At 42.3% G+C, this 24731-nt stretch carries 23 protein-coding genes and 2 pseudogenes; 6 read left to right on the forward strand and 19 right to left on the reverse strand.

The window, feature by feature from the left end:
* Window positions 1-222: 222 nt before the first annotated feature.
* From B5E64_RS09780 to B5E64_RS09790, 3 genes are all read right to left on the reverse strand, one after another.
* On the reverse strand, window positions 223-474 hold the full coding sequence (locus B5E64_RS09780; RefSeq protein ID WP_087168333.1) for a hypothetical protein: 252 nt from the start codon (window positions 472-474) through the stop codon (window positions 223-225).
* A gap of 107 nt (window positions 475-581) precedes the next feature.
* Window positions 582-1421 carry a DegV family protein gene (locus B5E64_RS09785; protein ID WP_087168334.1) on the reverse strand — a complete coding sequence of 280 codons (840 nt, stop codon included), beginning with the start codon at window positions 1419-1421 and terminating at the stop codon, window positions 582-584.
* Between the two features lie 106 nt (window positions 1422-1527).
* A complete protein-coding gene (locus tag B5E64_RS09790) occupies window positions 1528-2664 on the reverse strand; it encodes a putative peptidoglycan glycosyltransferase FtsW (RefSeq protein WP_343284056.1) in 1137 nt (378 codons plus the stop codon).
* 209 nt (window positions 2665-2873) lie between these two features.
* On the opposite strand from B5E64_RS09790, the gene B5E64_RS09795 reads away from it, so the two are divergent.
* The 6 genes and pseudogenes from B5E64_RS09795 to B5E64_RS09820 form a co-directional block, all read left to right on the forward strand.
* A complete protein-coding gene (locus B5E64_RS09795) occupies window positions 2874-3110 on the forward strand; it encodes a spore coat associated protein CotJA (protein ID WP_087168336.1) in 237 nt (78 codons plus the stop codon).
* A complete protein-coding gene (locus B5E64_RS09800) occupies window positions 3107-3376 on the forward strand; it encodes a spore coat protein CotJB (protein ID WP_087168337.1) in 270 nt (89 codons plus the stop codon). Before B5E64_RS09795 ends, B5E64_RS09800 begins: the two co-directional genes overlap by 4 nt.
* Before the next feature lie 3 nt (window positions 3377-3379).
* Window positions 3380-3586 (forward strand): annotated as a pseudogene (locus B5E64_RS09805) (manganese catalase family protein); the annotation flags it as partial.
* 125 nt (window positions 3587-3711) lie between these two features.
* On the forward strand, window positions 3712-4047 hold the full coding sequence (locus tag B5E64_RS09810; RefSeq protein ID WP_087168339.1) for a sporulation initiation factor Spo0A C-terminal domain-containing protein: 336 nt from the start codon (window positions 3712-3714) through the stop codon (window positions 4045-4047).
* A gap of 240 nt (window positions 4048-4287) precedes the next feature.
* Entirely contained in the window at window positions 4288-5184 is an 897-nt protein-coding gene (locus tag B5E64_RS09815) for a recombinase family protein (RefSeq protein WP_275532800.1), read from the forward strand.
* A pseudogene (locus B5E64_RS09820) lies at window positions 5154-5582 on the forward strand (manganese catalase family protein); the annotation flags it as partial. The gene B5E64_RS09815 and the pseudogene B5E64_RS09820, both read left to right, overlap by 31 nt.
* A gap of 93 nt (window positions 5583-5675) precedes the next feature.
* Here the strand turns inward: B5E64_RS09820 and B5E64_RS09825 are convergent.
* The 16 genes from B5E64_RS09825 to B5E64_RS09900 form a co-directional block, all read right to left on the reverse strand.
* Entirely contained in the window at window positions 5676-5987 is a 312-nt protein-coding gene (locus B5E64_RS09825) for a metal-sensing transcriptional repressor (protein WP_330677524.1), read from the reverse strand.
* A gap of 151 nt (window positions 5988-6138) precedes the next feature.
* Window positions 6139-7410 (reverse strand): trypsin-like peptidase domain-containing protein, encoded by a 1272-nt coding sequence (locus B5E64_RS09830; RefSeq protein ID WP_087168341.1) that lies wholly within the window; start codon window positions 7408-7410, stop codon window positions 6139-6141.
* A 137-nt stretch (window positions 7411-7547) separates the two neighbouring features.
* Entirely contained in the window at window positions 7548-9374 is a 1827-nt protein-coding gene (gene glmS, locus B5E64_RS09835) for a glutamine--fructose-6-phosphate transaminase (isomerizing) (RefSeq protein WP_087168342.1), read from the reverse strand.
* 176 nt (window positions 9375-9550) lie between these two features.
* On the reverse strand, window positions 9551-11089 hold the full coding sequence (locus B5E64_RS09840) for a cohesin domain-containing protein (protein ID WP_087168343.1): 1539 nt from the start codon (window positions 11087-11089) through the stop codon (window positions 9551-9553).
* Between the two features lie 117 nt (window positions 11090-11206).
* Window positions 11207-12250: an NAD-dependent epimerase/dehydratase family protein gene (locus B5E64_RS09845; protein ID WP_087168344.1), complete on the reverse strand. Its 1044-nt coding sequence runs from the start codon at window positions 12248-12250 to the stop codon at window positions 11207-11209.
* Between the two features lie 12 nt (window positions 12251-12262).
* Window positions 12263-13192 carry a glycosyltransferase gene (locus B5E64_RS09850; protein ID WP_087168345.1) on the reverse strand — a complete coding sequence of 310 codons (930 nt, stop codon included), beginning with the start codon at window positions 13190-13192 and terminating at the stop codon, window positions 12263-12265.
* 19 nt (window positions 13193-13211) lie between these two features.
* Window positions 13212-13937 carry a 2-C-methyl-D-erythritol 4-phosphate cytidylyltransferase gene (ispD, locus tag B5E64_RS09855; RefSeq protein WP_087168346.1) on the reverse strand — a complete coding sequence of 242 codons (726 nt, stop codon included), beginning with the start codon at window positions 13935-13937 and terminating at the stop codon, window positions 13212-13214.
* Window positions 13938-13953: 16 nt separating this feature from the next.
* Window positions 13954-15006, reverse strand: a complete 1053-nt coding sequence (locus B5E64_RS09860) for a glycosyltransferase family 2 protein (RefSeq protein ID WP_087168347.1) — start codon at window positions 15004-15006, stop codon at window positions 13954-13956.
* Window positions 15007-15040: 34 nt separating this feature from the next.
* Entirely contained in the window at window positions 15041-16453 is a 1413-nt protein-coding gene (locus B5E64_RS09865) for a hypothetical protein (RefSeq protein ID WP_087168348.1), read from the reverse strand.
* A 12-nt stretch (window positions 16454-16465) separates the two neighbouring features.
* Window positions 16466-17533 carry an EpsG family protein gene (locus B5E64_RS09870; protein WP_087168349.1) on the reverse strand — a complete coding sequence of 356 codons (1068 nt, stop codon included), beginning with the start codon at window positions 17531-17533 and terminating at the stop codon, window positions 16466-16468.
* Window positions 17534-17568: 35 nt separating this feature from the next.
* A complete protein-coding gene (locus B5E64_RS09875) occupies window positions 17569-18825 on the reverse strand; it encodes a hypothetical protein (protein WP_087168350.1) in 1257 nt (418 codons plus the stop codon).
* Between the two features lie 17 nt (window positions 18826-18842).
* Complete coding sequence (locus tag B5E64_RS09880) at window positions 18843-19973, reverse strand: CDP-glycerol glycerophosphotransferase family protein (RefSeq protein ID WP_162610172.1); 1131 nt, start codon at window positions 19971-19973, stop codon at window positions 18843-18845.
* Between the two features lie 12 nt (window positions 19974-19985).
* Window positions 19986-21059: a glycosyltransferase family 2 protein gene (locus tag B5E64_RS09885; RefSeq protein WP_087168352.1), complete on the reverse strand. Its 1074-nt coding sequence runs from the start codon at window positions 21057-21059 to the stop codon at window positions 19986-19988.
* On the reverse strand, window positions 21059-22123 hold the full coding sequence (locus B5E64_RS09890) for a glycosyltransferase family 2 protein (RefSeq protein ID WP_087168353.1): 1065 nt from the start codon (window positions 22121-22123) through the stop codon (window positions 21059-21061). The genes B5E64_RS09885 and B5E64_RS09890 overlap by 1 nt, the downstream gene beginning before the upstream one ends.
* 12 nt (window positions 22124-22135) lie before the next feature.
* Window positions 22136-23233 carry a UDP-galactopyranose mutase gene (glf, locus tag B5E64_RS09895; protein WP_087168354.1) on the reverse strand — a complete coding sequence of 366 codons (1098 nt, stop codon included), beginning with the start codon at window positions 23231-23233 and terminating at the stop codon, window positions 22136-22138.
* Between the two features lie 6 nt (window positions 23234-23239).
* The gene (locus B5E64_RS09900) at window positions 23240-24631 is read right to left on the reverse strand and encodes a sugar transferase (protein WP_087168355.1); all 1392 of its coding nucleotides are present in this window, start codon (window positions 24629-24631) and stop codon (window positions 23240-23242) included.
* Window positions 24632-24731: the final 100 nt, after the last annotated feature.

Here is a 24731-nt window from a genome sequence, read left to right on the forward strand (position 1 = left end):
GATGGTCTCCACCATTTTGTACCACTTCTCTCCACTTTCTACCACTTGAAACCATTGTAAACCACACACCCTGCTTTTTCAAGTGTTTTTTCCAAAATGATTCTTAATAATTTCTTACAGGTTTTCACGTCTGTTAAGAGTCCTGCGGGCTTTTCCCGGAACAAAATAAAAGGCAGTATGGATGAAACCATACTGCCTTTTCGCCTTTCATTACATAGGATCTTATTCCGTTTCTTCTGTGCCGCTCAGGCCATTAAGATATTCCTCAAACGCGGAATAATCAGCTGTCACACTTGCTCTCGGTCTGCTCTCTTCAATCTTCTGATATCCGGAAAATCCGATCCAGACAACAATCAGTACAATAATCACTGCCGCCAGAGCCGTCTTCAGACGGAACAGAAGCTTTTTCTTTTTCTCTTCCTTTTTTCTTTTTTCCCTGTTATTTTTATAAGAATCTGCTTTTGTCAGGCTCATATCTGTTACTCCTTTTGCACTCAACTGGTATACATGATAACACATTCACCATGCAAATACAAGTTTTGAATCCTGATTTCACATTTCTTACACAATCTCCGTCTGCATTATACGGCAATGATCACACCGCCATCATTGGCATACATACTGCTGACTCCTCTTGTATCGAGCACAATGACCTCTTTAAGCGGAATCCTCTTCTGGAGCATTTCCTTTACAAGCTCTGCCCGTGCCGGACAGTTGCAATGCGCAATACCGAGAATCTTTTCCTCCGGTTGGACAATCTCCTCCACCACGCGGTCCACCATTTTAACAAGTGCTTTGTTAATGCCTCTGGCCTGCCCATGCTGGATAATGATGCCCTGCTTTGTCGCCCCCATAACAGGCTTGATATTCAGCACCGATGCCGCCAGCGCTTTCAATCCGGTGAGTCTTCCGTTTTTTCTGAGGGTTTCCAGTGACTCCAGAACAAAATACGTATTCTGTCCGTCGATGTATGTCTCTACCGCATCGATAACCTCCTGAAAGGTCATCCCCTGCTCTTCACATTCCATAATCTTTTTTGCTATCAGCGTCTCTCCTACCGATGCAGACCGTGAGTTAAATACATAGATGTCTTTTTCGCCATACTCTTCCAGGAACAGGTTCTTTCCCAGCACAGCACTGTTGTAAGAGCCGCTCAGCTCTGCGGAAAGTGTCACCACATAAACCCGTTCGGCTTCTCCCTGAAATGCTTTCATATAGGACTCCGGAGATGGACAGGATGACTTTGGACATTCACTGCATTTTGCTACCCGCTCCAGAAAATCCGCCTGATCAAATGTCTCATCATCTACGACAAGATGTCCTCCGACATTCAATATCAGCGGAGCTGTAAAAATCTTTCCCGAATTTTTCATCTCAGGTGTCAGTTCTCCGCAGCTGTCTACAATCACTTTATAACTCATTTTTATTCCTCCCACATTCCATGGTGTGATTTTTGCATCTATAATATGTAGTTTTCAATACTACTTTATTCATCATAACACAAACCCGTGGGAAAGAAAAGATATTTTATCTGCGTATTTTAATTTTTCCCGATACATTCAGGACAATCCCCATTTCAATCATCAAAAACAACGCCGAAGTTCCTCCGTAACTGATAAACGGAAGCGTGATGCCGGTCGTTGGAATCACATTCAGAACAACAGCGACATTCAGAATAACCTGAATCGCGATGTGCGCGAACACCCCAGTCACAATAAGAGATCCGTAAAGATCCGGCGCATTCTGTGCAATAAACATCAGCCGGTAAAGAAGCATGCCAAACAATACCAGAACGACAATCAGGCCGAAGACTCCCAGTTCCTCGCAGATGATGGAAAGAATCATATCATTCTGCGGCTCCGGAATGACCATTTTCTGGGCGCTGTTTCCAAGACCTTTTCCAAAAAAGCCTCCGCTTCCGATTGCCAGAAGTCCCTGCATCGTCTGAAATGCTCCGCTCTGGGCATACTTTTCAGGATCTACCCAGGAAAGGATTCTCTGAAGCCGGAAATTGCCGCTGGACTCCAGAAGTCTTCCAAGGATCTGGCCTGCAATCAGCCCCCCGATTACAATTACAAAAAAAGCAATCGCAATTTTCTTCGTCCTTGGATACGTTACAAAAAAGATGACTGCTGCAATTCCAAATACGATAACCGCAGTACTCAGATTCTCCGTCAGGACGAATACACCTGCTGCGGCAAGTCCTCCATACAGAAAAATCCAGAACGCCCCTTTTTTCGTATAAGCCTCTTTTCCAAGAGAGCATATGATATAAGGGATAAACAAAATCACGGCGATTTTGGTCACCTCGGACGGCTGCAGCTGCTGCCTGAAAGGAAGCTGAATCCATCTTCTCGCCCCGTTTGCCTCAATTCCCAGCGGTGTCTGAACAAGCGCCATCAAAATAAAGGAAATCACATAAAGAGCCTTGGCGTATCTCGCATAAAGATGATAGTCAATCTTTGTCACCACGTACATCACGACAAGTCCCAGAGCGCTGATCATCAGCTGTCTTCTGAAATAGTACGTACCGTCCCCGTCATAGTCAATCTGTGCCGAATAATAGCTTGTACTATAAAGCATAATCAGTCCAAAACAAAGAAGAAAGATCAGCACAGCTACGAGCCCGTAATCAAAATAGGAATATTCTACTTTACCTGTCATTTTCTTCTGGCGTATCATTCGTTTTCTTTTTAGTCTTTGACGTTGATCCATATCCATTCACTCCATATTTTTCATTTATACTGCCCCGATGATTTCTTATTATATCCGTATTGACGCGGAAAAACAACCTTCTCCCGGAAATGAATTGTAACTTTCACTTTGTTTTCCCATATGATAATCTTAGAAAAAAGATTGAAAGGAGTTTCAGAATGCAAAATTATTATCAGCGCCCTCCGTTCCGCCAGCCTTATAAGAATCAGGATCACACGGGAAAGAGCATCTGCGGCGCGAAAGAAAATCTGAAAAAAGAGTTTCCTGTTGCAATGGCTTATGTCCCGTGGCAGCGCTATATGGAACCTTACCCGGTTTGCAGGGCCTTTATACGGGGGACTATTTTCGAGGAGCTCGACAAACCGTTTCTTGGCAAAGGAGGCTGCTGTTCATGAAAAACTTTCCTTCACGAAAAGAGCTTTTAAACCATATTAACGCTGTCAGCTTTGCTGTAAATGACATTCAGCTGTATCTCGACACACATCCGGATGACGAAGAAGCACTCGCCTTTTTTCACAAATATAAAGAGCAGCGTATCAAGGCGCTGGAAGAATATGCAGCATGTTATGGTCCTCTCACCATTGACAGTACGGACGAATCATGCGGGGACCGCTGGAACTGGATCAACGAACCATGGCCATGGCAGGAAGGAGGATGCTGATTTATGTGGAATTATGAAAAACGTCTTCAGTTTCCGGTAAAAATTTCAAAACCGGATCCAAAAGCGGCCCAGATTATCATCAGTCAGTTCGGAGGCCCTGACGGAGAGCTTGCAGCATCCATGCGCTACCTCTCTCAACGGTATACCATGCCTTACAAAGAGGTTACCGGAATTCTGACCGATATCGGGACCGAAGAATCCGCTCCGATTTCTTATTTCTTTTTTGTCTTTCTTTGTCTTTTTCCGTCTAAAAATGTCGTATTTATATTTCCCGGCTTTTCTATATTATAATAGAACATTATGGTGTTGTCTCAGATGTAAGAGAAAGGAGAATCATGGAAAATCTTTCGCAGCTGATTCACAGGCTGGGTATCAATGCCACTTACCGCGGGTATCACTACCTCTACAGAGCAGTCATTCTTGCCCTGTCCAATGAAGAGTATCTTCTTTCCATCACAAAAAAGCTGTATCTTGATATCGCTTCTTATTATCATACTCCGGTAAGTAATGTAGAACGAAACCTCCGTACAGTAATCACGATTTGCTGGGAACGTGGAAACAGAGAGTTTTTAAGTCAGATTGCATCCTATCCTCTTGGCTTTAAACCTTCTGCCGGAGAATTCATTGATATCCTTGTTGCTTATTGCCAGGAACATAACATCAGACATTGATCCGGTTACATATTGTTCATGCTTTTTTCAAATCAGAAACATATTTTTTTCATATTCTTCCTGTATATTAAAACACATAGAAAGCAAAACCTTTCTAAGTAAACAATTTTCTTTTTCATAATTCAGCCGGTACATTTTGTACCGGCACTCCTCATTTTTGGACCTCTTTTTCATATCTTCTCTTTTTTATTCATAAATTTCTACAAAACAGTTAACAGGATGATTTTTTTGTCTTATTGCATGTATCTTAGAAAATCCCGAAAAGATCTGGAAATGGAGCGTCTTCACCCGGGGAGCACACTTCTCCGGCATGAATCCGTTCTGAGATCCCTTGCCGACTCCATGTCTCTCCCCGTCCTGAAAATCTACCGGGAAGTCGGATCCGGCGATACGATCTCCGGCCGTCCCGTAATGAAACAGCTGCTTTCCGAGGTAGAACAGGGAAAGTGGGAAGGTGTCCTGGTTATGGAAATTGAACGTCTGGCAAGAGGCGACTCTATCGATCAGGGGATCGTAACACGGACTTTTCAGTACAGCGGCACGCGGATTATAACCCCGTACAAAATCTACGAACCGGAAAATGATTTTGATCTGGAGTATTTTGAATTCAGTCTCTTCATGTCCCGCAGAGAGTATAAAACAATCAACCGGCGGATGCAGGCCGGAAGGCTCGCCAGTATCAAAGAGGGAAAATACGTCGGGAATATTGCCCCGTACGGATATGACCGTATTCGTCTTCCCGACCGGAAAGGTTTTACACTCTGCCCGAATCACGAATCTCCTGCTGTCCGTCTGATTTTTTCTCTTTACGGCGAAAAATCCTTCACTATTTCCGAAGTTGTCGGTGAACTGAACCGTTCCCGCACTTACCATCCCCGGAAAGCCCCTGTATTTACCTATTCCTCCGTTCACGATATACTGGATAATCCTGTCTATATCGGGAAACTTCGCTGGAATTACCGGAAGACTTCGCCAAAACTGAAGGATGGAATTCTTACTGCACACCGGCCAAGGCAGAACGACTATCTCATTGTCCAGGGTCTTCATCCCGCCCTGATCTCCGAAGACCTGTTTTTTACTGTTCAAAAGCGTCTTCATCCTTATTCGGAGCAGAAGAACTCGCCCATATGGAAATGATCTGTGCCATTGTCCATCAGCTGACAAGAAACCTGTCCCCGGAAGAAATTGAGCGTTCCGGATTTGCCACATATTATGTGGACCATACACTGGCTCTCTGGCCTCAGGCCGCAAGCGGAATGCCATGGACCGCCACTGTATTCCAGTCCAAAGGGGATCCGATCACAGATCTTCACGAAAACCTTGCAGCAGAGCAAAAAGCCCGTACAACTTATGATAACATTCTCCGTCTGATCGATGATCCGGATATCATCGCCCCGATCCGTTTCTTAAGAGAACGCGAAATTGTTCATTATCAACGTTTCGGCGAATCACTCCGCATTGTAACCGACCATCTCGACAGTAAAAACTTCTATGCGTTCAACCCGGAATTTGACAATCCGGCCTGCCGATCCTGACCGGGGGCATGGTGCCGGAAGCATTTTTCTCTCAAAAAAACGGGAGTGTGTTGTTTACACACTCCCGTCTCCATACCAGCCGGAGGCACCTTGTTATTTCATCAGCTTTTTAATCGTCTCACACAGTTCGTCTACACATTCTACATTCCCTTCCTGGATATCCTTCACCACACAGGAATGAATATGTTCAGAAAGGAGTGTTTTATTAAATCCATTCAACGCTGCCTGAATGGCCTGAACCTGAACAAGAATATCAATACAGTACCGGTCCTCTTCCAGCATCTTTTTAACTCCACGCACCTGTCCCTCTATTCGGCTCAGGCGGTTGACCAGATCCCGGTATTCTTTTCCTTCCCTGTGTTTTTTCTTCTCTTCTTCCATCCTGTTTCCTCCGCTTCTTTTCATTCGGCCTGCTTTTTTCTCCGGATCAGTCATGCAATTATACCCTGACCCGGTATATAATCATACTACATTGCAGATGACCGTTTGTCAAGTAGCTCTCCTTTATTTCGGACGCGAAAAAACGCCGGCATTACTCTGGCGGCGTCTCTTCCTTTTAGCTTAACTGTTCTGTCAACGTGACATCCACTTCTTTTTCGTTGTATTCTCCCTGACCTGCCGGGAACTGTACCGTCAATGTCACGGTCTCGCCAATTCTGTAGTAACTCAGCTGTTCCTGAAGGCTTTCCATATTGTTGATACCGGATCCTTCTATACCGGTGATAATACAGCCTTTGGTAATTCCTGCTTTTTCTGCACCTCCATTTTCCATTACTCTGGAAACATAAACACCTTCCGGCATTCCAAACTGTTCCGAACTCCGAGAATCTACATTTGTACCTTCGATGCCGATATATCCTCTCTGAGCTTCCGGAACCTGCGTTCTCGTCTCTTTATTCATCAGACCGGTAATGATATCTGTCACATCGGAAATTGGAATCGCATATCCCATACCTTCTACAGCTGAGGCATTTACTTTCACCGTATTGATTCCAATTACTTCTCCCCGGATATTAAGAAGCGCGCCTCCACTGTTTCCCGGATTGATCGCGGCATTTGTCTGGATCAGTTTGCTGTCAAATCCCTCCATCTCGATCTCTCTGTCCTTGGCACTGACAATTCCGTTTGTCACGGACTGTCCATATCCAAGCGCATTTCCGATTGCAATGACTTCTTCTCCAACCTGAAGTTCATCAGAGTTTCCCAGTACGGCAACTTTAATACCATTCTTTGTTTCATCGCCGATCTGACGGATCGGAACAGCTACCACCGCCAGATCTTTTGTGGAGTCTGTCCCTTTGACACTTGCCTCCACACTTGTTTCATCATTGAACGTGACTGTCAGTGTTGTACTTCCCTCCACTACATGATTATTTGTAACAATCATCAGTTCCGAATTATTTTGACCGACAATAATACCGGAGCCGACACTTGTCTGTGTTTGTTCTCTTGTTCCTCCGAAGAAATCCTGTACCTGCTGTACACTCATATTCTGAATGGAAACAACAAACGGCATGGAATTGGCTGCGATCTGTGTAATATCAGATCCCTGCAGCTCTTCCCCCGAATCCTCCTGTGTCTGTACTGTCTGTACCTGTGCCGAATTCTGTGAACTTCCGTTTCCGGTTCCAAGTATTCTTCCCGATATATAATTTACACCCTGAAAAGTAAGACCTCCGACAACCCCAAACAGGACAGCAAGGCCCGCAACTTTCCCTACAACAGCCTTATTTACTTTCTTCTTCGGTCTTTTCGGGTTCTCGTTCGAAAACGATCCGTTCCCGGACGGTTCCGGCCCCGGATTGTAATATTCATATTCTTGATTCATAACATTTATCCCCTTTCCAACAGGTTACCCATTACTTTTTCTTTCCGATAGTCAGTCTATCGAAAAAATGTGTATAATTTGTGATCAATTCATAAAAAAAGGCTGAATTCCCATTTTGCGGAAATTCAGCCTTTTCTCTATTCGACTGTTACAGATTTTGCAAGATTTCTCGGCTTATCCACATCACAGCCCCGTCCGACTGCCACATAATAGCCAAACAGCTGCAGTGGAATGATGGCAAGAGAATTTGTAAAATACTTGTTGGTCTTCGGAATATAGACCACATAATCTGCCGCTTTTTCCACATCGATATGCCCCTCATTGGTAACCGCCATGACAAAAGCTCCTCTTGTCTTGACTTCTTCGATGTTGCTGATCATCTTCTTGTACAGATTTTCCTGCGTCAGAAGCGCTGTGACAAGTGTTCCGTCTTCAATCAGCGAGATCGTTCCATGTTTCAGCTCGCCGGCTGCATATGCTTCGGAATGAATGTACGATACTTCTTTCAGCTTTAATGACCCTTCCATGGAAATCGCGTAGTCAATGCCTCTGCCTATGAAGAAAATACTTTTTGCCGCCAGATAACGGTTGGCAAATTTCTGAATCCTGTCTTTGTTGTTCAAAAGCATCTCAACCTGAGCCGGAAGCTTCTTCAGATCCTCAATCATCTCCGCAAGTTCGCCTTCCGAAATCGTTCCTCTTACATGCGCAAACTTCATTGCCAGAAGATAAAGCGCAATCAGCTGGCAGGAGTAAGCTTTCGTTGTTGCAACTGCAATCTCAGGTCCCGCCCATGTATACATTACGTTGTCAGCCTCCCGGGCGATGGAACTTCCTACCACATTTACAATTCCAAGTACCTTGCAGCCTTTTTCTTTTGCCTCTCTCAGTGCGGCCAGAGAATCGGCCGTCTCTCCGGACTGGCTGATTACAATAACAAGTGTCCCATCTGTCAGAATCGGATCGCGGTACCGGAACTCGGACGCCAGATCTACTTCTACCGGAATTCTTGCCATTCCTTCAAAAATGTATTTGCTTGTCATTCCCGTATGGTACGCGGATCCACATGCCACAATCACAATTTTCTTTACTGCGCGGATTGCCTCATCATCCATTCCAAGCTCTTCGATTTCGATCCTGCCATCTTTGATCCTCGGAGAAAAGGTGTCAGCGATCGCTTTCGGCTGTTCGTACATCTCCTTCAGCATGAAATGTTCGTATCCGCCTTTTTCCGCCGCGTTCGCATCCCAGTCAATATGGACCGGCTCTTTTTTCAATTGTTCTTCATCTACCGTGAAAAACTCCATATTTTGTTCGGTAAGCCTTACAATTTCCTCATTTTCAATGAAATAAACATCTCTTGTATATTTTAATACTGCCGGTACATCAGAAGCAATAATACTTCCTCCGTCCGTATGTCCGACAATCAGCGGACTGTCCTTGCGGACCGCATATAACTCATTCGGATGATCTTTAAAGATAATTCCAAGGGCATAAGAACCTTCCATCCGGTGCATAATCTTTGTCACTGCTTCCAGTGGATTTCCTCTATAGTAATAATCCAAAAGATGTGCAATGACCTCGGTATCTGTCTCTGATACAAACCGGTATCCTTTACTTTCAAGTTTCTTTTTCAGCTTCAGGTAATTCTCAATAATTCCGTTATGTACAACTACAATTGTCTCTTCACTGTTCAAATGCGGATGTGCATTTGTATCGGACGGTGACCCGTGTGTCGCCCAGCGTGTATGTCCGATCCCCAGTGTACCCGGAAGCATCCTGCCATCATGTGTCAGTTCACTCAGTACCTTAAGTCTTCCTTTCGTCTTTGCAACATTGATAGATTCTCCATCAAAAACTGCAATTCCTGCAGAATCATATCCTCTGTATTCCAGCTTTGACAGTCCGTCCAGCAGAATCGGTGCAGCCTCTTCTTTTCCAATATATCCAACTATTCCACACATATTTCTCCTCCATTTTGCACAATCAACCGTTTTTTTTATACTTTTGTATCACGTGCACTATTTTATCATCTTCCGGAATAGATGTAAAGCATTATTTTGTTCCTTCCACGTCCGAAATTACACCAAAACACAAAACAGCAGGAAAAATCCTGCTGTTTTTGTATCTTGACAATTTCCTACAGATCAATAAAGTCTATGGAAAAATCATCGTCATCATCATTATTCTGCTCGTTGTTCTTTTTACTACGTCTGGATTTTTTAGACGGCTTTGTATCTTCATAATCCTCTTCAAAGTCATCGTAATCCGAATCATAGTCACTGTCTTCATCGGACTCTTCTTCATCCTCGTAATCGTCTTCGAAGTCCTCATAGTCGTCGTCATAATCCTCAAACTCTTCGTCTTCGGACTCGTCATACTCCTCGAAGTCTTCGTCACCGTACTGCTCAAATTCATCGAACTGCTCTTCAGGCATCTGAATCTCCGGAAGATTTTCCGCGCTCTCTCTGCTCTCGCTTCTGCGCTCCGGTCCTCCCGGTCCGTCGGAACCTTTTTTCTTTGTCAGTTCATCCAGTTCATCATACACATCATCCAGCTCCAGATTTCTGCGGTGAAGCTTCACTGCCAGAATAATAATCAAGAGAAGCAGAACAAGGAATGCAAATCCGGCTCCGATCATCACTACATCCACATGATCCTGTACAAACGTCGAAACTCTTCCGAAAATACCGCTGTCGGAATTTGTACCTGAAGCCGTTGTTGTTACATCATCACCGTAGTACTGATATGTCTGATCGGTAGAATCATAACGGTAAAGCGCACGGTCTCCGGATGCATTCAGCGCGTTCATCAGATAGTATCTGCTGTTTTTGCTGTCCTGCCATGCCGGCAGTGTCTGTGTATCGGAGATATCCAGCTCTACTTCCTGATATCTTGCCGGAAGTGTCACATCTCCTCTGTCACCGAGCAGAATCAGTGTACTGCCGGAAGTCAATGTCACAATCTGAATCGGGGAAGCTGTATTATCTTCGGAATTATAAAGGAAAAACGCTCCGTCATTGTTTCCGTCAAGAAGATAGACCAGCTGTGCACTGCCGTTTTCCTGTGAAGCTCCCGTAACTGTCTCTCCGCCAACTGTAATATCTGCGGAAACAAATCCGGCCGGAAGCTCACTGTCAGGGTAGCTGCTTGCAACTGTGTATTCCGTATCATTGACTGTCAGGGTAACTCCGCTCGCCTGGGCAGTAGTAGAGGAAGATGCAGCCGTTCCGTCTCCTTCTACGATCTGAACATCTGAATATCCCGGAGGATCAAGCAGGTTCAGCGTATCGCCGTTCGCGTCCGTAACTTCCGCGCTCTCCTGTTCCAGTCTGGTCTCACCCTGGATCAAAGCCTCAAACTGCATGTCAAAATCGAGCCGGCTTCCGTCTACAGATCCGGAGTAAACAAGCGTCCCGTCTCCCTGATCTGTCACATTATCATCTCCGCCCACATACCTCATGGCTGTGCTGTCGTAACTCATCGTGAGATCGACCTGGCTGAGATTTCCGTCACGATTCACCACGCTTCCTGTTATGGTGAAAGTCTCACCGACACTGATTCCCTCCAGATCTGTAAAGAAAATCAGCCCATCCGCCGCGTTTACAGCCAGACTGGCACATGGTACTACCAAACATACTGCCAGCAGCATGGCTGCCAATCGTTTCATCAATTTCATATTTGTACCTCTTCTTTCGTCTCAGATTTTATTTACATACATAAGATTATGATACACGTTTTATTATAAAATGTCCAGAAATTCTCTTATCAATTCCCTTACATTTTCCTTAACTTTCTATTGCTCCATTCCCGCAATTAATCTTGCATACATTTCTCTGAGTCCAAACTCGGGTTTCCATCCAAGCCCGCGGAGTTTTCCTGCGTCCAGATGCATTTTCACATCAGGGGCATAGCCGAATGTTCTTGCGTCTTCCGGTATATCAAAAACAACCTTTGATTTCCCTCCTCCGAATTCTTCTGCCACCATTTTTGCCATATCTGCAATGGTAGTTGTCGTCTCCTCGTTGCAGATATTATACGCCTGACCGTTTTCCCCTTTACAGAGAAGAAGTGCGAGAGCCCTGATCACGTCTGTCGTATAACAGTAGTTTCCGTTTGATTTACCTTCTGTATGAAGTACGATATCCTCGCCCTTTACCGCGCTTCTTGCGAACTGGGCGTAGACACGGTTGTCACTTTTCAGCACACCCGCTCCGAATGTCTGGGCAAGTCTGGCAATCCGTACCGGAACTTTGTATTCATCCGCATAGGCAGCACAGAGACATTCTGAAATCCGTTTCCCTTCCGAATAGCTGCTCCGCACATTCAGAACATCAATATACCCCAGATCCTCTTCGGTCACTCTCTCAAGTGAAGGATCCGGCCTCCCGTACATTTCCATTGATGACAGATAGACCATTCCTTTGCACTGTTTCTCCTTTGCAAGTTCCAGAACATGTTTTGTTCCCCGGTAGGATGTCTCAATGGTCTCCACCGGCTGATCCACAAATAACTTGGAAGTTGTGACACTTGCAGTATGGAGAATATAGTCGATATCCTCCTGAATATGCAGCGGTTCCGTCAGATCTCTTTCTACAAAGCAAAGCTGTGGGTTCCCCCGGAATTCTGCAAAAACCTCTTCCGCCTTTTTTACATTGCGTATCAAACCGATAACCGTAATTTTTGTATCGTGATTTTCATTGTACTTCAAACACGCTTTTGCCGTAAGCGAACCGATCAGCCCTGTTGCTCCGGTAATCAGGATGCTGCTTCCGGACAGCTCCTGAAAAAACGGATCTTCGGCAATCCGCTTCATATCTTCCCGAATAATCTGGTTCATAGCTGTTCCCTCCTATTTATTTCTCATGACTATATAAAGATCACCCAGAGCCATTTTCAGCGTCAGGTAATAGCCCAAGTATCTTGTCATCAGGATCACAGCGTCCCGGATCGATCTGGTTTCATAAAAATGCTTTCGAAGAATCCAGAATTTTTTAATTTTCTTCAACAGCACCAGTTTTTCCTGATCTCCTTTATCCTTTGCCAACTGAATCAGTTTATCACAGACCTCATGATAATAGCAGATATTTTCCAGTCTCTGGTTTACCTGATGTTCTTTCTGTCCAGATGCATTATCTTCATGTCTTCTCCATACTATACATGGATATTCATATCGGTAAAGTCCTCCCGCAATCACCGCAGTTCTCCAGAGCAGGGCATCATGCGGATACTCATCAAAACAATAACGAAGACAAAGATCCAGAAGTTCTCTTCGAAAAGCCATCACGCAGCCAGGGCGCATAATATAGAGCCCTTTTTTATCTGCTTCAATCTTCCAGACTGATTCATCGTCCCTATTCCGTCTAGTAAAGACATTTGATACCTTTCTGTACCCCTCCCCGCAAACATAGCTTGATTTATAATTAGCCGTCAGAAGAAGTATGTTATTATTTTTTTCTATTATTTCCGACATCTTTTCAATTTTATTCCTCATCCAGACATCATCCTGATCACATGGAAAAATCAAATCTCCGGAGGCTTTCTGCATTCCCTCCATGAAATTTCTTTTCCATCCTTTATTCTCAGAATTCACCTCAATGCTCCATCCAGAAAGCTCATACTTCCGAATAAAATCCTGAACAATTTTAACTGTGCGATCTGTTGATCTGTCATCGAAAATCATCACTTCGTCAGCAGGACGTGTTTGAACACGCAGAGAATCCAGTTGTTCTTCAATATACTTTTCTCCGTTATAACTACAAAGTACAATCGATACTTTCATCTTCTCTTCTCCTTTACTATCATACACCAAAAAGCTGAGAGTCTTCCCTGGCTTCCACAAGTGCCTTAAATGTATAGTAATCCATCGGTGTCGTGATTTTAATATTCTCAGTCGGTCCTTCTACAAGATATATTTTCTTTCCGTAATATGACATCATGGACGCGGAATCGATAAAATCGTCTTTTTCTTCTTTTCGCGCCTTTTCATGAGCTTCCAATATCTCATTCAAATAGAAGCACTGCGGAGCCCTCGCCAGCAGACAGTCAGATCGTCTTATAATTTCATCCACCGTTTCTTTCCCTTCTGACCGGATGATCGTTTCAATCGCAGGTGCAACCGTAACTGCACTGCCTTTTTCCCTCACTGTAGCAATACATTCGCTGATCAATTTTCTGTTGATCAGCGGTCTTACACCGTCATGAATCAAAACAACAGCCTTTTTATCTCCCGCTGTCTCATGCGCTGCTTTCAGCCCGTGATAAATTGATTCCTGTCCGGTACTTCCTCCCGGCACTACTTTTTTTACCTTTTTCATCCGGTATTTTATAAGCAGTTCTTCCATAAACGGAATCCAGTCCTCTATACAGGAAATGACAATCTGATCAATCTCCTTATGATGTTCAAAATGCTCCAGAGTATAAATAATAATTTCTTTTCCGTACAGTCTCAGAAACTGTTTGGGAAGCGCTTTACTATTCATCCGCCGGCCGATTCCTCCGGCAAACACAACCGCTATATTTTTCATCCACTCAGCTCCTTTGCTAATGTTTTCCAAGCCTTCTCTTCAAATAAATAAATTTCAGATATACTTTCGCGAAACCCAGCAATGCTCTGTATCTTCGCTGCGCAAACAGACTGACAACCATTCTCTTTGTCAAAGCAAGATTCTTACCGATTCCCTTTTTCTGAATGCTCCGAAACGCCCTGCTGACCCGAAGTTTCTTCATAAAGTCTGCCAGTTCTTCTTTGCTCATATCATTGTCTTCTCTGCTTAAAAGAAGTAGGAACTCTATCAGATACTCAGCCGATTTACGAACCCAGTCTCCTTGAAATCCCTGATCATTTTTCAGAACTTCAAACAGTCTGAATTCCGCCTCGGCAGAAAGAAGGCAGGAATACAGCATATTTCTGTTAAACCGTTTGAATGTACTATGTTCATATCTTTGGAAATACCGGTATCCGATTCCCGGGTTGAATACCTGTTTTTGAGCTTTCTCAAAAATCTTATAATTCAGGACACGATCCTCAAAACCACACTTAATAGAGGTGTCAAACTGAAGTTTCTCCTCTCTCCACCAGTTTGTTCTGTACATCCCGTTCCAGATATAACTGAAATAACGGTCTCTCTCTGCCATGGCATAATGAGATGCCGCCTCTTCTCTTGAAAATACTGCAAGCTGACGGAATCTGTTTGCTCTTTTTTCCACAAAGCCGCTTTTGAAGGATTCTTCAATACTGCACCCGAATTTGACTACATCTGCATTGTACTGTTTTGCAAGTCTATAGTTGTCTTCCACTGTATTTTCTGTAAGTTCATCATCATTGTCTATAAACATGAGATATTCGCCGCGCGCATGGTCTACGCCAAAATTTCTCGTCGCACAGATTCCTTCATTTTGCTTATGAAAGACCCTTACTCTCCAGTCAGATTCATACTGGTCACAAATCGAGCCACTTCTATCTTTAGATCCGTCATCAATCAGCAAAAGTTCCATTTCTTCCATTTTCTGATTCAGGACACTTTTGATTGCCGTTTCCAGATATTCTTCCGAATTGTATACCGGCATAATTACACTGACCATTATTTTATCCATATCGCTCCTCCAACAAATTTTGTAATTTCAACCTTTACTTTTTGATTCTTTTTCTAATTTCTCCGGTAATATCGTATACTGTATCCTGTTTCCACCACAGATATATTGCATACATCGCAAGATAGAGAACAGAAGACAACCAGGAATTAATCAGCCAGCTTACAATAATAAAACCTCCAGCCATCATAAATTCTGCAATGATATCCTGCTTTACTGATATTTTAAGTTCTCTCGCCAGCAAAAGTTCTCCTATGCAGCATCGGATTCCCATCAGCACCGGCAGCATAACTATTGCAAGTGTCAGATTATCCAGCAGATATACGGTAATTCCTGTGCAGATTACAGTGATTCCAACGGCAAGCCAGTTTACTATCATAAATTCTTTCTCTTTTCGAAGTGCTTTCAGATATGTACTGATCAAAAGCGTCACCTTACTTTCAAACACACACATCGGAAACAATAATGCCATATATCGCAGGCTATCCGCATATTTAGGAAGCCACCATGACAAGATGACCTTTGCAGGATAATATACAATCAGAAGGCCAAGTACAAAAATCATCAGAATATTTCTCATTTTCCTGTACATTTCCACATAATGTTGCTCATCCATATTTTTCAGCATCGGATACATCACAATACTGACTGCATTGATAAACACAAGAAGCAGGTTTGATGCTGTAATTGTAAGAGAAACTTTTCCAAAAACCTCTACCGACCAGTGATTTTCAATCGCAAACCGTACGATTCCAACCAAAAGCTGCCCGGCAATATTGGCAAACATCAGTTTAATTCCCACACTGATATTATCCCACGCTTCTCTTATACCTCCGGTCCAGTCAATAACTTTTCCCAGTATTATATTTTTGCATTCTTTTGACAGTAAAACAAGTGTCAGGAATCTGGAAAACAGATCTGCACAGACAAGAATTTCAAAGCTACGTACACCAAGAAACAGTGCGATCACTACGAGAATTGCATATACAATTTTTTCCAGCAAATAATTCTTGGCATAGTCCACAATTCTATTTGTAGTCTGCAGCAGATACTGCAAAAACGTTCTTGGAATCTGCAGGACACAGCACAATGCTACTGCAAGGAGAACAATTCTTCTGCTTTCATCCTCACAGAAAATAACCGTCAAAATTCCAAAAATCACGCACAGGACAATCTCAAAAATTGTCAGAAGCCAGAACTGAGAATGAAAATATCCTTTATCCAGGTCTTCGTACTTTTTTCCGCCAAACTTCAGATACACGCCGTCAGCCCATCCAAAGTGAAAGAATCCTATATAGGATGCATAAAACAAGTACAGCTGCCAATAGGAATATTCTTTGACTCCCAGAATCTTTGGTACAAACAGTACCAGAATTAAGGAAATTAACGTATTAGTCCCATTTGCCAGAACAGAATATGAAAAATTTTTTATCAGCTTATTTGTCTTCATAAATTCCTCTTTTTAGAAAATACTTCGATAAGTCAAAACATTCATTTCTCCGGCTGTTGTCACCAGATAAACCATATCCGCTGCAATCACTATTAAGATCAGTAAGATTTTCTTCCATCGACTTTCTTCCGTTTTCAGAAGATTCGGTAAAAAGAAGATCTCCCCCATAAAAAAGTAATATACAAATCTCTGATACTCAGGAATCCATGTACAGAACATCGCAATTACGGCTCCGATCATCACGCCATTAAAATATACCCGGTTCTTTTCATCGCAACGTTCCTTTGGACTTCTGGCAACCAAAATCAAGGTAACTACAGTTGTCATAAGTATCATTGTCAGATATGGCACATTCAGAGAATATGTTTTAGATATATAATTCGACTGCAGATATCTTGGCAGAAAGGTTTTAAAAAGAAATGTCAAAATATCTGTCAGGAAAAAGTTAATCGGGAGTGCACACATACTGATAACAAAATACATGGAAAATTTGATCTTTTTATTCAGAATGAAATAAAACGGTATCATAATAAATGCAGTGAAATGAAACAGGCCTGCAATACATACGCACACCAAATATTTCCAGAACTTTCTGTTTTGAATATACTGAATTCCCCAAAGAATCATCCCCATAGAGACAAACTGGCGAATCTGATTTAAACCGAGAAGAAAAAAGTATCCTCCAAAAAAGAATAAAAGATAACTTAAAGCATAATTTTTCGAATATTTCCATATGCACAAGATCAACAGCCCATACGCAAGAAAGCAGGTAATAAAGTATACCCACTGGAAATCAAGACCTGCTCTAATCACAAAAATATTTATCAGCTTATATGCGATATCAACATCCTGTTCTCTTCCTGCGGCAATATTCTGATAATACCGGTAATAGTTGATATAGTCATTTCCGACATAAGACATACAGCTGTTTACCAGATACATTGGAAGAAACGTCCCCAAAACACTAATCCCAAGAAGTAAATAGTTTGTTTTATTTTCGTAAAAAGTTTTTCCCGCCGCCTGGCACCGCTGTTCGCACCTCTGCCAAAGAAATGCGAATCCAACGGTAATCAGCAGCATAATCGTATATGTTCTGATAGTTCACCATTCCTTTTTTATTCGACTCCAATAATTCCAACGACAGTTACATTGTAATTACCAAAAATCTCTATTTCTTTATCCAGATCACGCTTCAGTGATTTTCCAATACACTCCACAAGAATCACTTTTCCACATCCGTTTTCCATATCAGCACCGGATGTCAGTGGAGACTTCACTGCCCGAAATCTCTCTTTTTTGCACTGTGTATTCAGACGATCCGCAATATTACGGACAAGTTTAAAGTCGGTACTTCCACATACAGCAATAGGCACATCATCATCAAATCGATTCCTGATATCAGTCAGGACCACCTGCCATAAGTTTTCATCATTCGGAAATGCAGTTTTATTTCCTTCCAGTCCGGCAATCCATCTGCGATAAAGTTTTGTAATACCGCTACCCCTCTTTTTATAGCAGAGTCCATAAGTTCTGATATTCTCCTTCTGCAACTGTGCCCAGATCAAAACTTTTCTTGACATCATATACATTAGGAAAACAATAATCAGAGCCGCCACACATCCGATAATAACTCCCCATACACATCCTTTTATTGTCTGTTTGATCACTGTTGACATCGTCATGGTTGAAGCAGCCGGTGTACTTCCTCCTACATTTCTGCTCGGAGAAGCACCTGCAGAAGTCTCCGGAAGTTCATATCTTGTTGCCTGGGCAACTTTTGTATACTCAAAATGAGGATACTGCTCTTCCACTGCCGCAGTAAGAAGCCCCTCATATGCAGTCACCACTTCCTTTGAAAATTCTTCATTTAAGGAATAAAAACCAATCGTTACATAATTCTGTGTAACAGACACTGAAAACTGCCTGCGAAAATCATATTCCACATATTCATTGTTTCGTTCTTTATCAAGAATATATCCATATGTAGACATCAGCTCCCGCATTTTATCGCCGTAAATTTTAGCCTGTTCAAAAAACTGGTCATGCATCTGCGTCATAATCTCATTATCATTTTTCACTGCATTATACGCATTCGCAATTTCTTCTCCTCTTGCAATGCCTGTTGTCCCGACAACCTCATAATTCGGACCGACATTCACACTGATTTCTGACCAACATTTCATGGGCTCACTTACAGAAACGGCCTGAGCAGTCTCCTGAGGCTGATTCTGTGATGCTCTGTAATCCTGATACAGACTCTGAAATCTAAATCCTGCAAATCCGATTGTTCCGATACATACGATCACAATAATGATTTTCCATTTTCTCAAAATATATGCTATAAAGTCATTCAAATCGTAAAAGTTCTCCATACATCTGTTCCTTTCTTCTATTTGAACTGTCTGATTCTTTTTGCCACAATTTCTGCTGCTCTTCCGGTTTCCTTATTGATCAGCAGTTTTTGATGCTCCTCAATCTTTTGTTTAGCTTCTTCTTCATCAAACGACCGAATTAGCTTCTGAAGCTCCTCATTGCTTTTGGCAATCGGAAATGCCCAGGTGTCCGGATCCGTATAGAAATTACGCTCTTTACTGTACTGATCAAGATCCGGCGCAAACAGAAATCCCGGTTTAAATGTCAGTGAATAGTCCCAGATTGTCGATGAATAATCTGTAATAAAGACGTCTGCCGCATATAAAAGTTCCTGCATGTCCGGATAATCACTTGCATTGATACTGCCATCATAGCTTGTCTCTTTTACAAAATGATGCTTCCGCATCAGGAATGCCCATTCTCCTCCAAACCGTTCTTTTAAAGCTTCGATACACCCCTGACTGTCCAGTTCTGAATGAAATGTTGCCGTCTGTTCTTCTCCCCGGTATGTCGGAGCAAACAGTACTGTCTTCGTCTCTTTTTTCAGTCCAAAATATTCTCTGACTTTCCCTTTGATATCTTCTGTTGTTCCTGTCACAAGAAAGTCATTTCTTGGCATACCGCATTCCAGAAACCGTTTTTTCGGAACCATTTTTGCTGTTGTCATCACTTCAGAAAATTTACGGCTGCTTGACAAAAAAATATCTGTCTGTCTGCCGCAAATCTGATTGATCTTTAAATCAACCGGGTGCTGATCTGTTATGAAATCAACACCTGATCTTTTATATGCTCCTCCGCCATGCCATGTATTGATAAACAGCTGCGTTTTCCTTTTTGGAATAAAACTTCCAAAACCATCATTACTGATCAGTACTTTGGATGTCATCATGGCAATCAGATCTTTGATGCTCCCCGGTTTCACATAGGTGGTATCTGCTTCATCACTTACACCATCATACTGCCAGATATATTCATATTCTCCCGGATAAGTTTCTTTCATATACCGGTAAATATAGAGCGGATTACAGCGAATTCCGCTTCCTCTGTCAGCCGAAAGATAAATACGATTCCTTCGAACCGGCCGGATATACAGTACTTTCAAACCGATCCTGCACAAATAGATAATTCCTAATTTTAAGTACTTCAAATGATTCACCCCTTATCGTTTCTGTTTCAATACAGCAAACATCAATGGCAGTTTGTTCTTACATACAAAAATAACTCTACCGGATAAAAGGATGCCGTACGTACATTTTCTCTTCACTAACAAGATCATTACTTTTAGAAGTATCCCCTCTGTTTCCGCATACGGAATCAGTTCCTGTACCAGCTGTTCATTTAACATACGTTGTATCCACTTTTTTCTGCTGTGAAAATTCATATTCGCACGTTTGTCACAGTTTCTCTGTACGGCAGAAAAAATATATCTTGTATACAATGCTCCCAGCACAGAACGGATTTCATCGCTGCACTTATTCCAGATTTCGTATTGTCTGTAAATCAGATCAATCCGTTTCCTGTGCAGCTTGTAATACTCTGGCACAAACTTAGACGTCAGGCTGTTATCCATTCTTTTATTATAATGATATCCTGAATATGGTATCACATTCATTTTTTGAATGTTCATGCAATATTTTACATTAAACAGGATATCTTCGATCAATGTAATTTTTTCAAACTGAAGTCCGATATCTTTCAGGTAATCCAAGTCATAAATCTTATTCCATGCATATCCATATAAGGTCTTTTTTTCCAGTTCAATAATATATTCCCTTAGTTCATCCTGCTCCGAAAAATAATGTTGTTCCGGTAAGATCTTCTCACTATGATGAAACCGGTTATTTTCATCATAATAATCTTCTGTAAGACCAAATACTACAATTTCTGCCGGATTTCTTTTCAGTGACTCCTTTACCATTTCAAAAAGTCCATCATCTACATAGTCGTCAGAATCCATGAACCAGATATATTTTCCTTTCGCTTCTTTTAACCCGGTATTTCTTGCCATACTGAGTCCCCGGTTGACCTCATGATGTATTACCCTGATCCTTTCATCAGAAGCCGCAAATTTCTCACAAAGGCTTGGGCAGCCATCCGGTGAATGATCATCCACTAAAATAATTTCAAAGTCTTGTATACTTTGATCAAGAATACTATGCACCGCCTTCTTGAGATGCTTTTCCACATTATACACCGGCATCACCACACTGATCCACGGTTGTCTCTTTTCCATTATCTTCCCGCCTTTAATTTTGTAAACAGTTTCGTGTTCTTTGTTTTTACAAATGTGATCACTTTCGCCTCAAGATAAGTAAGCCATGTGCTCTTCCAGCGTACCGGCAAAAGCATTACCTTCATATAGGAAGATCTTGGTCTCGCGATTCTGACCATTTTCTCTACTCTTGGATTTGCCAGCATCTTTTTGATCTCGTCCCGTTTTTCTTTTTCTGTCATATCACATTTCGGGTTGGTGACATTTTCCACGCATCCGATAAAGCGTTCAATATATCTTCTGGCAATCATCTCTTTGCTTCTCGCGTCTCCGACATGCCATTCCTTATAAAGATCCATCATCCAGCCATGTTCTTCTTCCCGTTTTTCGTACATTCCCGGGCGGTAAGCCGCTGTCTCGGATTCGGAACGTGCCCGGAGAAAATGGTAGTACTGTCTGTGAGTCACTGTCACCCGTTCTACGTTTCTTACAATGCTGACATTAAACGGGAAATCATCCCAGAATGTTTCCGGAAACCGAAGATTGTTTTCCATGATGTATCTGGATTCAAAAAGCTTGTTCCACGGTGTGTAGAGCAGGTTTTTATCGAACAGTTTGTAGGCATTGCGGCGGAAAGACTCTTTGTCCGGATATACGGCATCCTCCACCACATAGTCATCTGTCACATAATTCTCTTTATCGTAGTAGGTATCGATATAAAATCCTGCCACGACAAGCTGAGCGTTATCACGTTTTGCAAGCTTGTACATATCTTCCAGCATAGTCGGCTCTGCCCAGTCATCGGAATCCATGAAATACATGTATTCCCCTTTTGCAATATCAATTGCTGTATTTCTGGCACTTGGAGCTCCCCCGTTTTCTTTATGGATCACATGAATTCTCTCATCTTCTGCGGCATAGGCATCGCAGATTTCACCGCTCCGGTCCGGAGTTCCGTCATCGACGATCAAAAATTCCCAGTCTTTTAATGTCTGGGCCTGAATGCTCTCAATCGCCTTTCCTACATATTCTTCTACCTTATAGACAGGCATAATGACACTGACTTTGATTTTATTTTCTCCCATAATCACGCTCTCCTACTGTAATTCTTTTTCCACAAGCTGAAATGCGGATTCAATCACTTTGTCCATGTCATAATATTTGTACTCCGCAAGTCTTCCGCCAAGAAGCAGATGTTCCTCATCCGCAAGGTTTCTGTATTTCTGATAAAGTTCCTGATTTTTATCGTCATTAACCGGATAATACGGCTCCATACCCTCTTCCCAGTCGGTCGGATATTCTTTGGTAATCACAGTTTTCTCCTGAGTTCCAAATTCAAAGTGCTTATGCTCAATAATCCGGGTATACGGAGTTTCTCTGTCGGTATAATTGACAACCGCCACACCCTGATGATTTTTCTCATCAAGCACTTCCGTCTCAAATTTCAGACTCCGGTACTCCAGCTTTCCAAAACGATATCCGTAATATGCATCCAGCATTCCAGTATAGAGTACCTTCTCACCCAGTGCATTGTATTTCTCTTTTTCCTCGTTATAGTCAACGCCAAGCTCTACATCGCATCCTTCAAACAGAGCGTTAATCAAAACATTGTACCCGCCGATCGGAATTCCCTGATAAAGATCGTTAAAATAGTTATTATCGTAGGTATATCTCACCGGAAGGCGCTTAATGATAAACGCCGGAAGATCTTTACAGTCTCTGCCCCACTGTTTTTCCGTGTATCCTTTGATGAGTTTTTTATAAATATCCTCTCCTACAAGGCTGATGGCCTGCTCCTCCAGGTTTTTCGGTTCTCCCTTGACTGCGGCCTTCTGTCTGTTGATGATTTCTTCCGCCTCTTTTGGAGTCGCAATTCCCCACATCTTACTGAAAGTATTCATATTGAACGGCATATTGTAAATTTCACCTTTGTAGTTTGCGACAGGAGAATTCGTATAACGGTTAAACTCTACAAGAGAATTGACAAAATCCCATACTTTCCTGTTGCTTGTATGGAAAATATGGGCGCCATATTTGTGTACATGAATTCCCTCGATATCCTCACAGTAAAGATTCCCTCCGAGAGTTTCTCTTTTTTCCACAATCAGGCAGGACTTCCCTGCTTTTTTTGCAAAGTACGCAAAAGTACCTGCAAATAACCCTCCGCCTACAATCACATAATCATACTTTTTCATATCCTGTTATTCCTCCGCTTCCGTTTCTTCTGCTTCTTTAAAAATATATTGACTTGTTTCACCTGTCCGGAACGCCTCCGTGCTGTCCGATTTCAGAAGGACAATCGCCGTCTGGAAAATCAGCTGAATATCGCGCAAAATATTGAATTCTTCAATATAGATCATGTCCATGATCAGCTTGTCTTTTGGTGATGTATTATATTTCCCCGCAATCTGCGCGTATCCGGTCAGTCCCGCCTTCACCCGGAGTCTGTAACGGAATTCCGGAAGTTCTTCCTCGTACGCCTCCACATTTTCCAGCATCTCCGGACGAGGTCCTACAAAACTCATATCCCCTTTTAAGATATTGATCAGCTGAGGCAGCTCGTCCATCCGGATTTTCCTCAGAATTCTTCCCGGTTTGGTAATCCGGTCATCGTCATCTGTTACAGAGTGATTTTCTACATTTTCTTTCATCGTCCGGAATTTGTACACTTCAAAAACACGTCCGTTTAATGTCGCACGCTTCTGCTTGAAAAAAATGTGTCCTCCATCATATGCTTTGATCGCAATTGCACTGACAATCCAGATTGGAGAAGTTACGATTCCAAGAACAATCGCAAGAGACATATCCAGAAGCTTCTTCATAACACGCTGTTCCATCGTCCAGGCTTTGACATTGGCATTCAGAACGGAAACATCGTCCAGAAGATAGTATTTGGCACTCATCTCAACAATATCCTCGATTTCCGGATTAAAATAAATATTGATCTTATACTTATAACAAAATCTTACTATTTTACTTCTGACCTCAAGCGGAACGTCATGAATAAACACGGTATCGGCTTTCTTTACCGTCTCAAGAAGATGTCTATCTCTATAGTCCATGATATAGTCGATTTTATACTGTTTTTTATATTTCAGAATTCCTCTTACAATATTATCAAGGCTTTCCTGAGAAGATGTTACGATACAGCAGCTCTCCGGCTTGTGAATCGTAAAAAACAGTCCGTTTCCGGCATACGCAAAGATGATAATAATAATGACCTGAACAATAAAACTCAAAATCAGAGACCCGATGCTGTCGAGCCGGAATGCATAAATGCTTGGAGTAATCGTATTCATAATCATCAGCTGAATATACGTCACAATATCCGTGAACAAAACAGCCAGAGAAAGTGAATAGATGATCGGTTTACTCTTTCTCCGGCCTACATCATACTTGCCGTAAATGCTGAGAAACAAAAGCCCTACAATGCAGTATGTGGAAAACGTAATTCCCATCGTTCTGGAAAGTACGCCGAGAGCCTTATTTTCTCTGGACATAATAAACATAAAGGTGCCCATCAATAAAATATATAGCAACAATTTGATGCACAGCCACATGGTTGACTCAAATTTTTTCAGTTCTCGTTTCATAAAACACCTCTCTGGTCTACAAACTTCCTATATTATATAAGATTTCCATACTTTCCGCAAGTTTTTAGACCTTAAAAATTTCTTATCTTGTAATAATTTT

Source organism: Drancourtella sp. An12, assembly GCF_002160935.1.
In the GTDB taxonomy this organism is placed as follows: domain Bacteria; phylum Bacillota; class Clostridia; order Lachnospirales; family Lachnospiraceae; genus Sellimonas; species Sellimonas catena.

Excerpts from the sequence above, each read along its gene's own strand:
- B5E64_RS09780 (WP_087168333.1), bottom strand. The coding sequence starts at position 474 with ATGAGCCTGACAAAAGCAGATTCTTATAAAAATAACAGGGAAAAAAGA.
- B5E64_RS09785 (WP_087168334.1), bottom strand. The coding sequence starts at position 1,421 with ATGAGTTATAAAGTGATTGTAGACAGCTGCGGAGAACTGACACCTGAG.
- B5E64_RS09790 (WP_343284056.1), bottom strand. The coding sequence starts at position 2,664 with ATGACAGGTAAAGTAGAATATTCCTATTTTGATTACGGGCTCGTAGCT.
- B5E64_RS09795 (WP_087168336.1), top strand. The coding sequence starts at position 2,874 with ATGCAAAATTATTATCAGCGCCCTCCGTTCCGCCAGCCTTATAAGAAT.
- B5E64_RS09800 (WP_087168337.1), top strand. The coding sequence starts at position 3,107 with ATGAAAAACTTTCCTTCACGAAAAGAGCTTTTAAACCATATTAACGCT.
- B5E64_RS09810 (WP_087168339.1), top strand. The coding sequence starts at position 3,712 with ATGGAAAATCTTTCGCAGCTGATTCACAGGCTGGGTATCAATGCCACT.
- B5E64_RS09815 (WP_275532800.1), top strand. The coding sequence starts at position 4,288 with ATGTATCTTAGAAAATCCCGAAAAGATCTGGAAATGGAGCGTCTTCAC.
- B5E64_RS09825 (WP_330677524.1), bottom strand. The coding sequence starts at position 5,987 with ATGAAAAGAAGCGGAGGAAACAGGATGGAAGAAGAGAAGAAAAAACAC.
- B5E64_RS09830 (WP_087168341.1), bottom strand. The coding sequence starts at position 7,410 with ATGAATCAAGAATATGAATATTACAATCCGGGGCCGGAACCGTCCGGG.
- glmS (WP_087168342.1), bottom strand. The coding sequence starts at position 9,374 with ATGTGTGGAATAGTTGGATATATTGGAAAAGAAGAGGCTGCACCGATT.
- B5E64_RS09840 (WP_087168343.1), bottom strand. The coding sequence starts at position 11,089 with ATGAAATTGATGAAACGATTGGCAGCCATGCTGCTGGCAGTATGTTTG.
- B5E64_RS09845 (WP_087168344.1), bottom strand. The coding sequence starts at position 12,250 with ATGAACCAGATTATTCGGGAAGATATGAAGCGGATTGCCGAAGATCCG.
- B5E64_RS09850 (WP_087168345.1), bottom strand. The coding sequence starts at position 13,192 with ATGAAAGTATCGATTGTACTTTGTAGTTATAACGGAGAAAAGTATATT.
- ispD (WP_087168346.1), bottom strand. The coding sequence starts at position 13,937 with ATGAAAAATATAGCGGTTGTGTTTGCCGGAGGAATCGGCCGGCGGATG.
- B5E64_RS09860 (WP_087168347.1), bottom strand. The coding sequence starts at position 15,006 with ATGGATAAAATAATGGTCAGTGTAATTATGCCGGTATACAATTCGGAA.
- B5E64_RS09865 (WP_087168348.1), bottom strand. The coding sequence starts at position 16,453 with ATGAAGACAAATAAGCTGATAAAAAATTTTTCATATTCTGTTCTGGCA.
- B5E64_RS09870 (WP_087168349.1), bottom strand. The coding sequence starts at position 17,533 with ATGCTGCTGATTACCGTTGGATTCGCATTTCTTTGGCAGAGGTGCGAA.
- B5E64_RS09875 (WP_087168350.1), bottom strand. The coding sequence starts at position 18,825 with ATGGAGAACTTTTACGATTTGAATGACTTTATAGCATATATTTTGAGA.
- B5E64_RS09885 (WP_087168352.1), bottom strand. The coding sequence starts at position 21,059 with ATGGAAAAGAGACAACCGTGGATCAGTGTGGTGATGCCGGTGTATAAT.
- B5E64_RS09890 (WP_087168353.1), bottom strand. The coding sequence starts at position 22,123 with ATGGGAGAAAATAAAATCAAAGTCAGTGTCATTATGCCTGTCTATAAG.
- glf (WP_087168354.1), bottom strand. The coding sequence starts at position 23,233 with ATGAAAAAGTATGATTATGTGATTGTAGGCGGAGGGTTATTTGCAGGT.
- B5E64_RS09900 (WP_087168355.1), bottom strand. The coding sequence starts at position 24,631 with ATGAAACGAGAACTGAAAAAATTTGAGTCAACCATGTGGCTGTGCATC.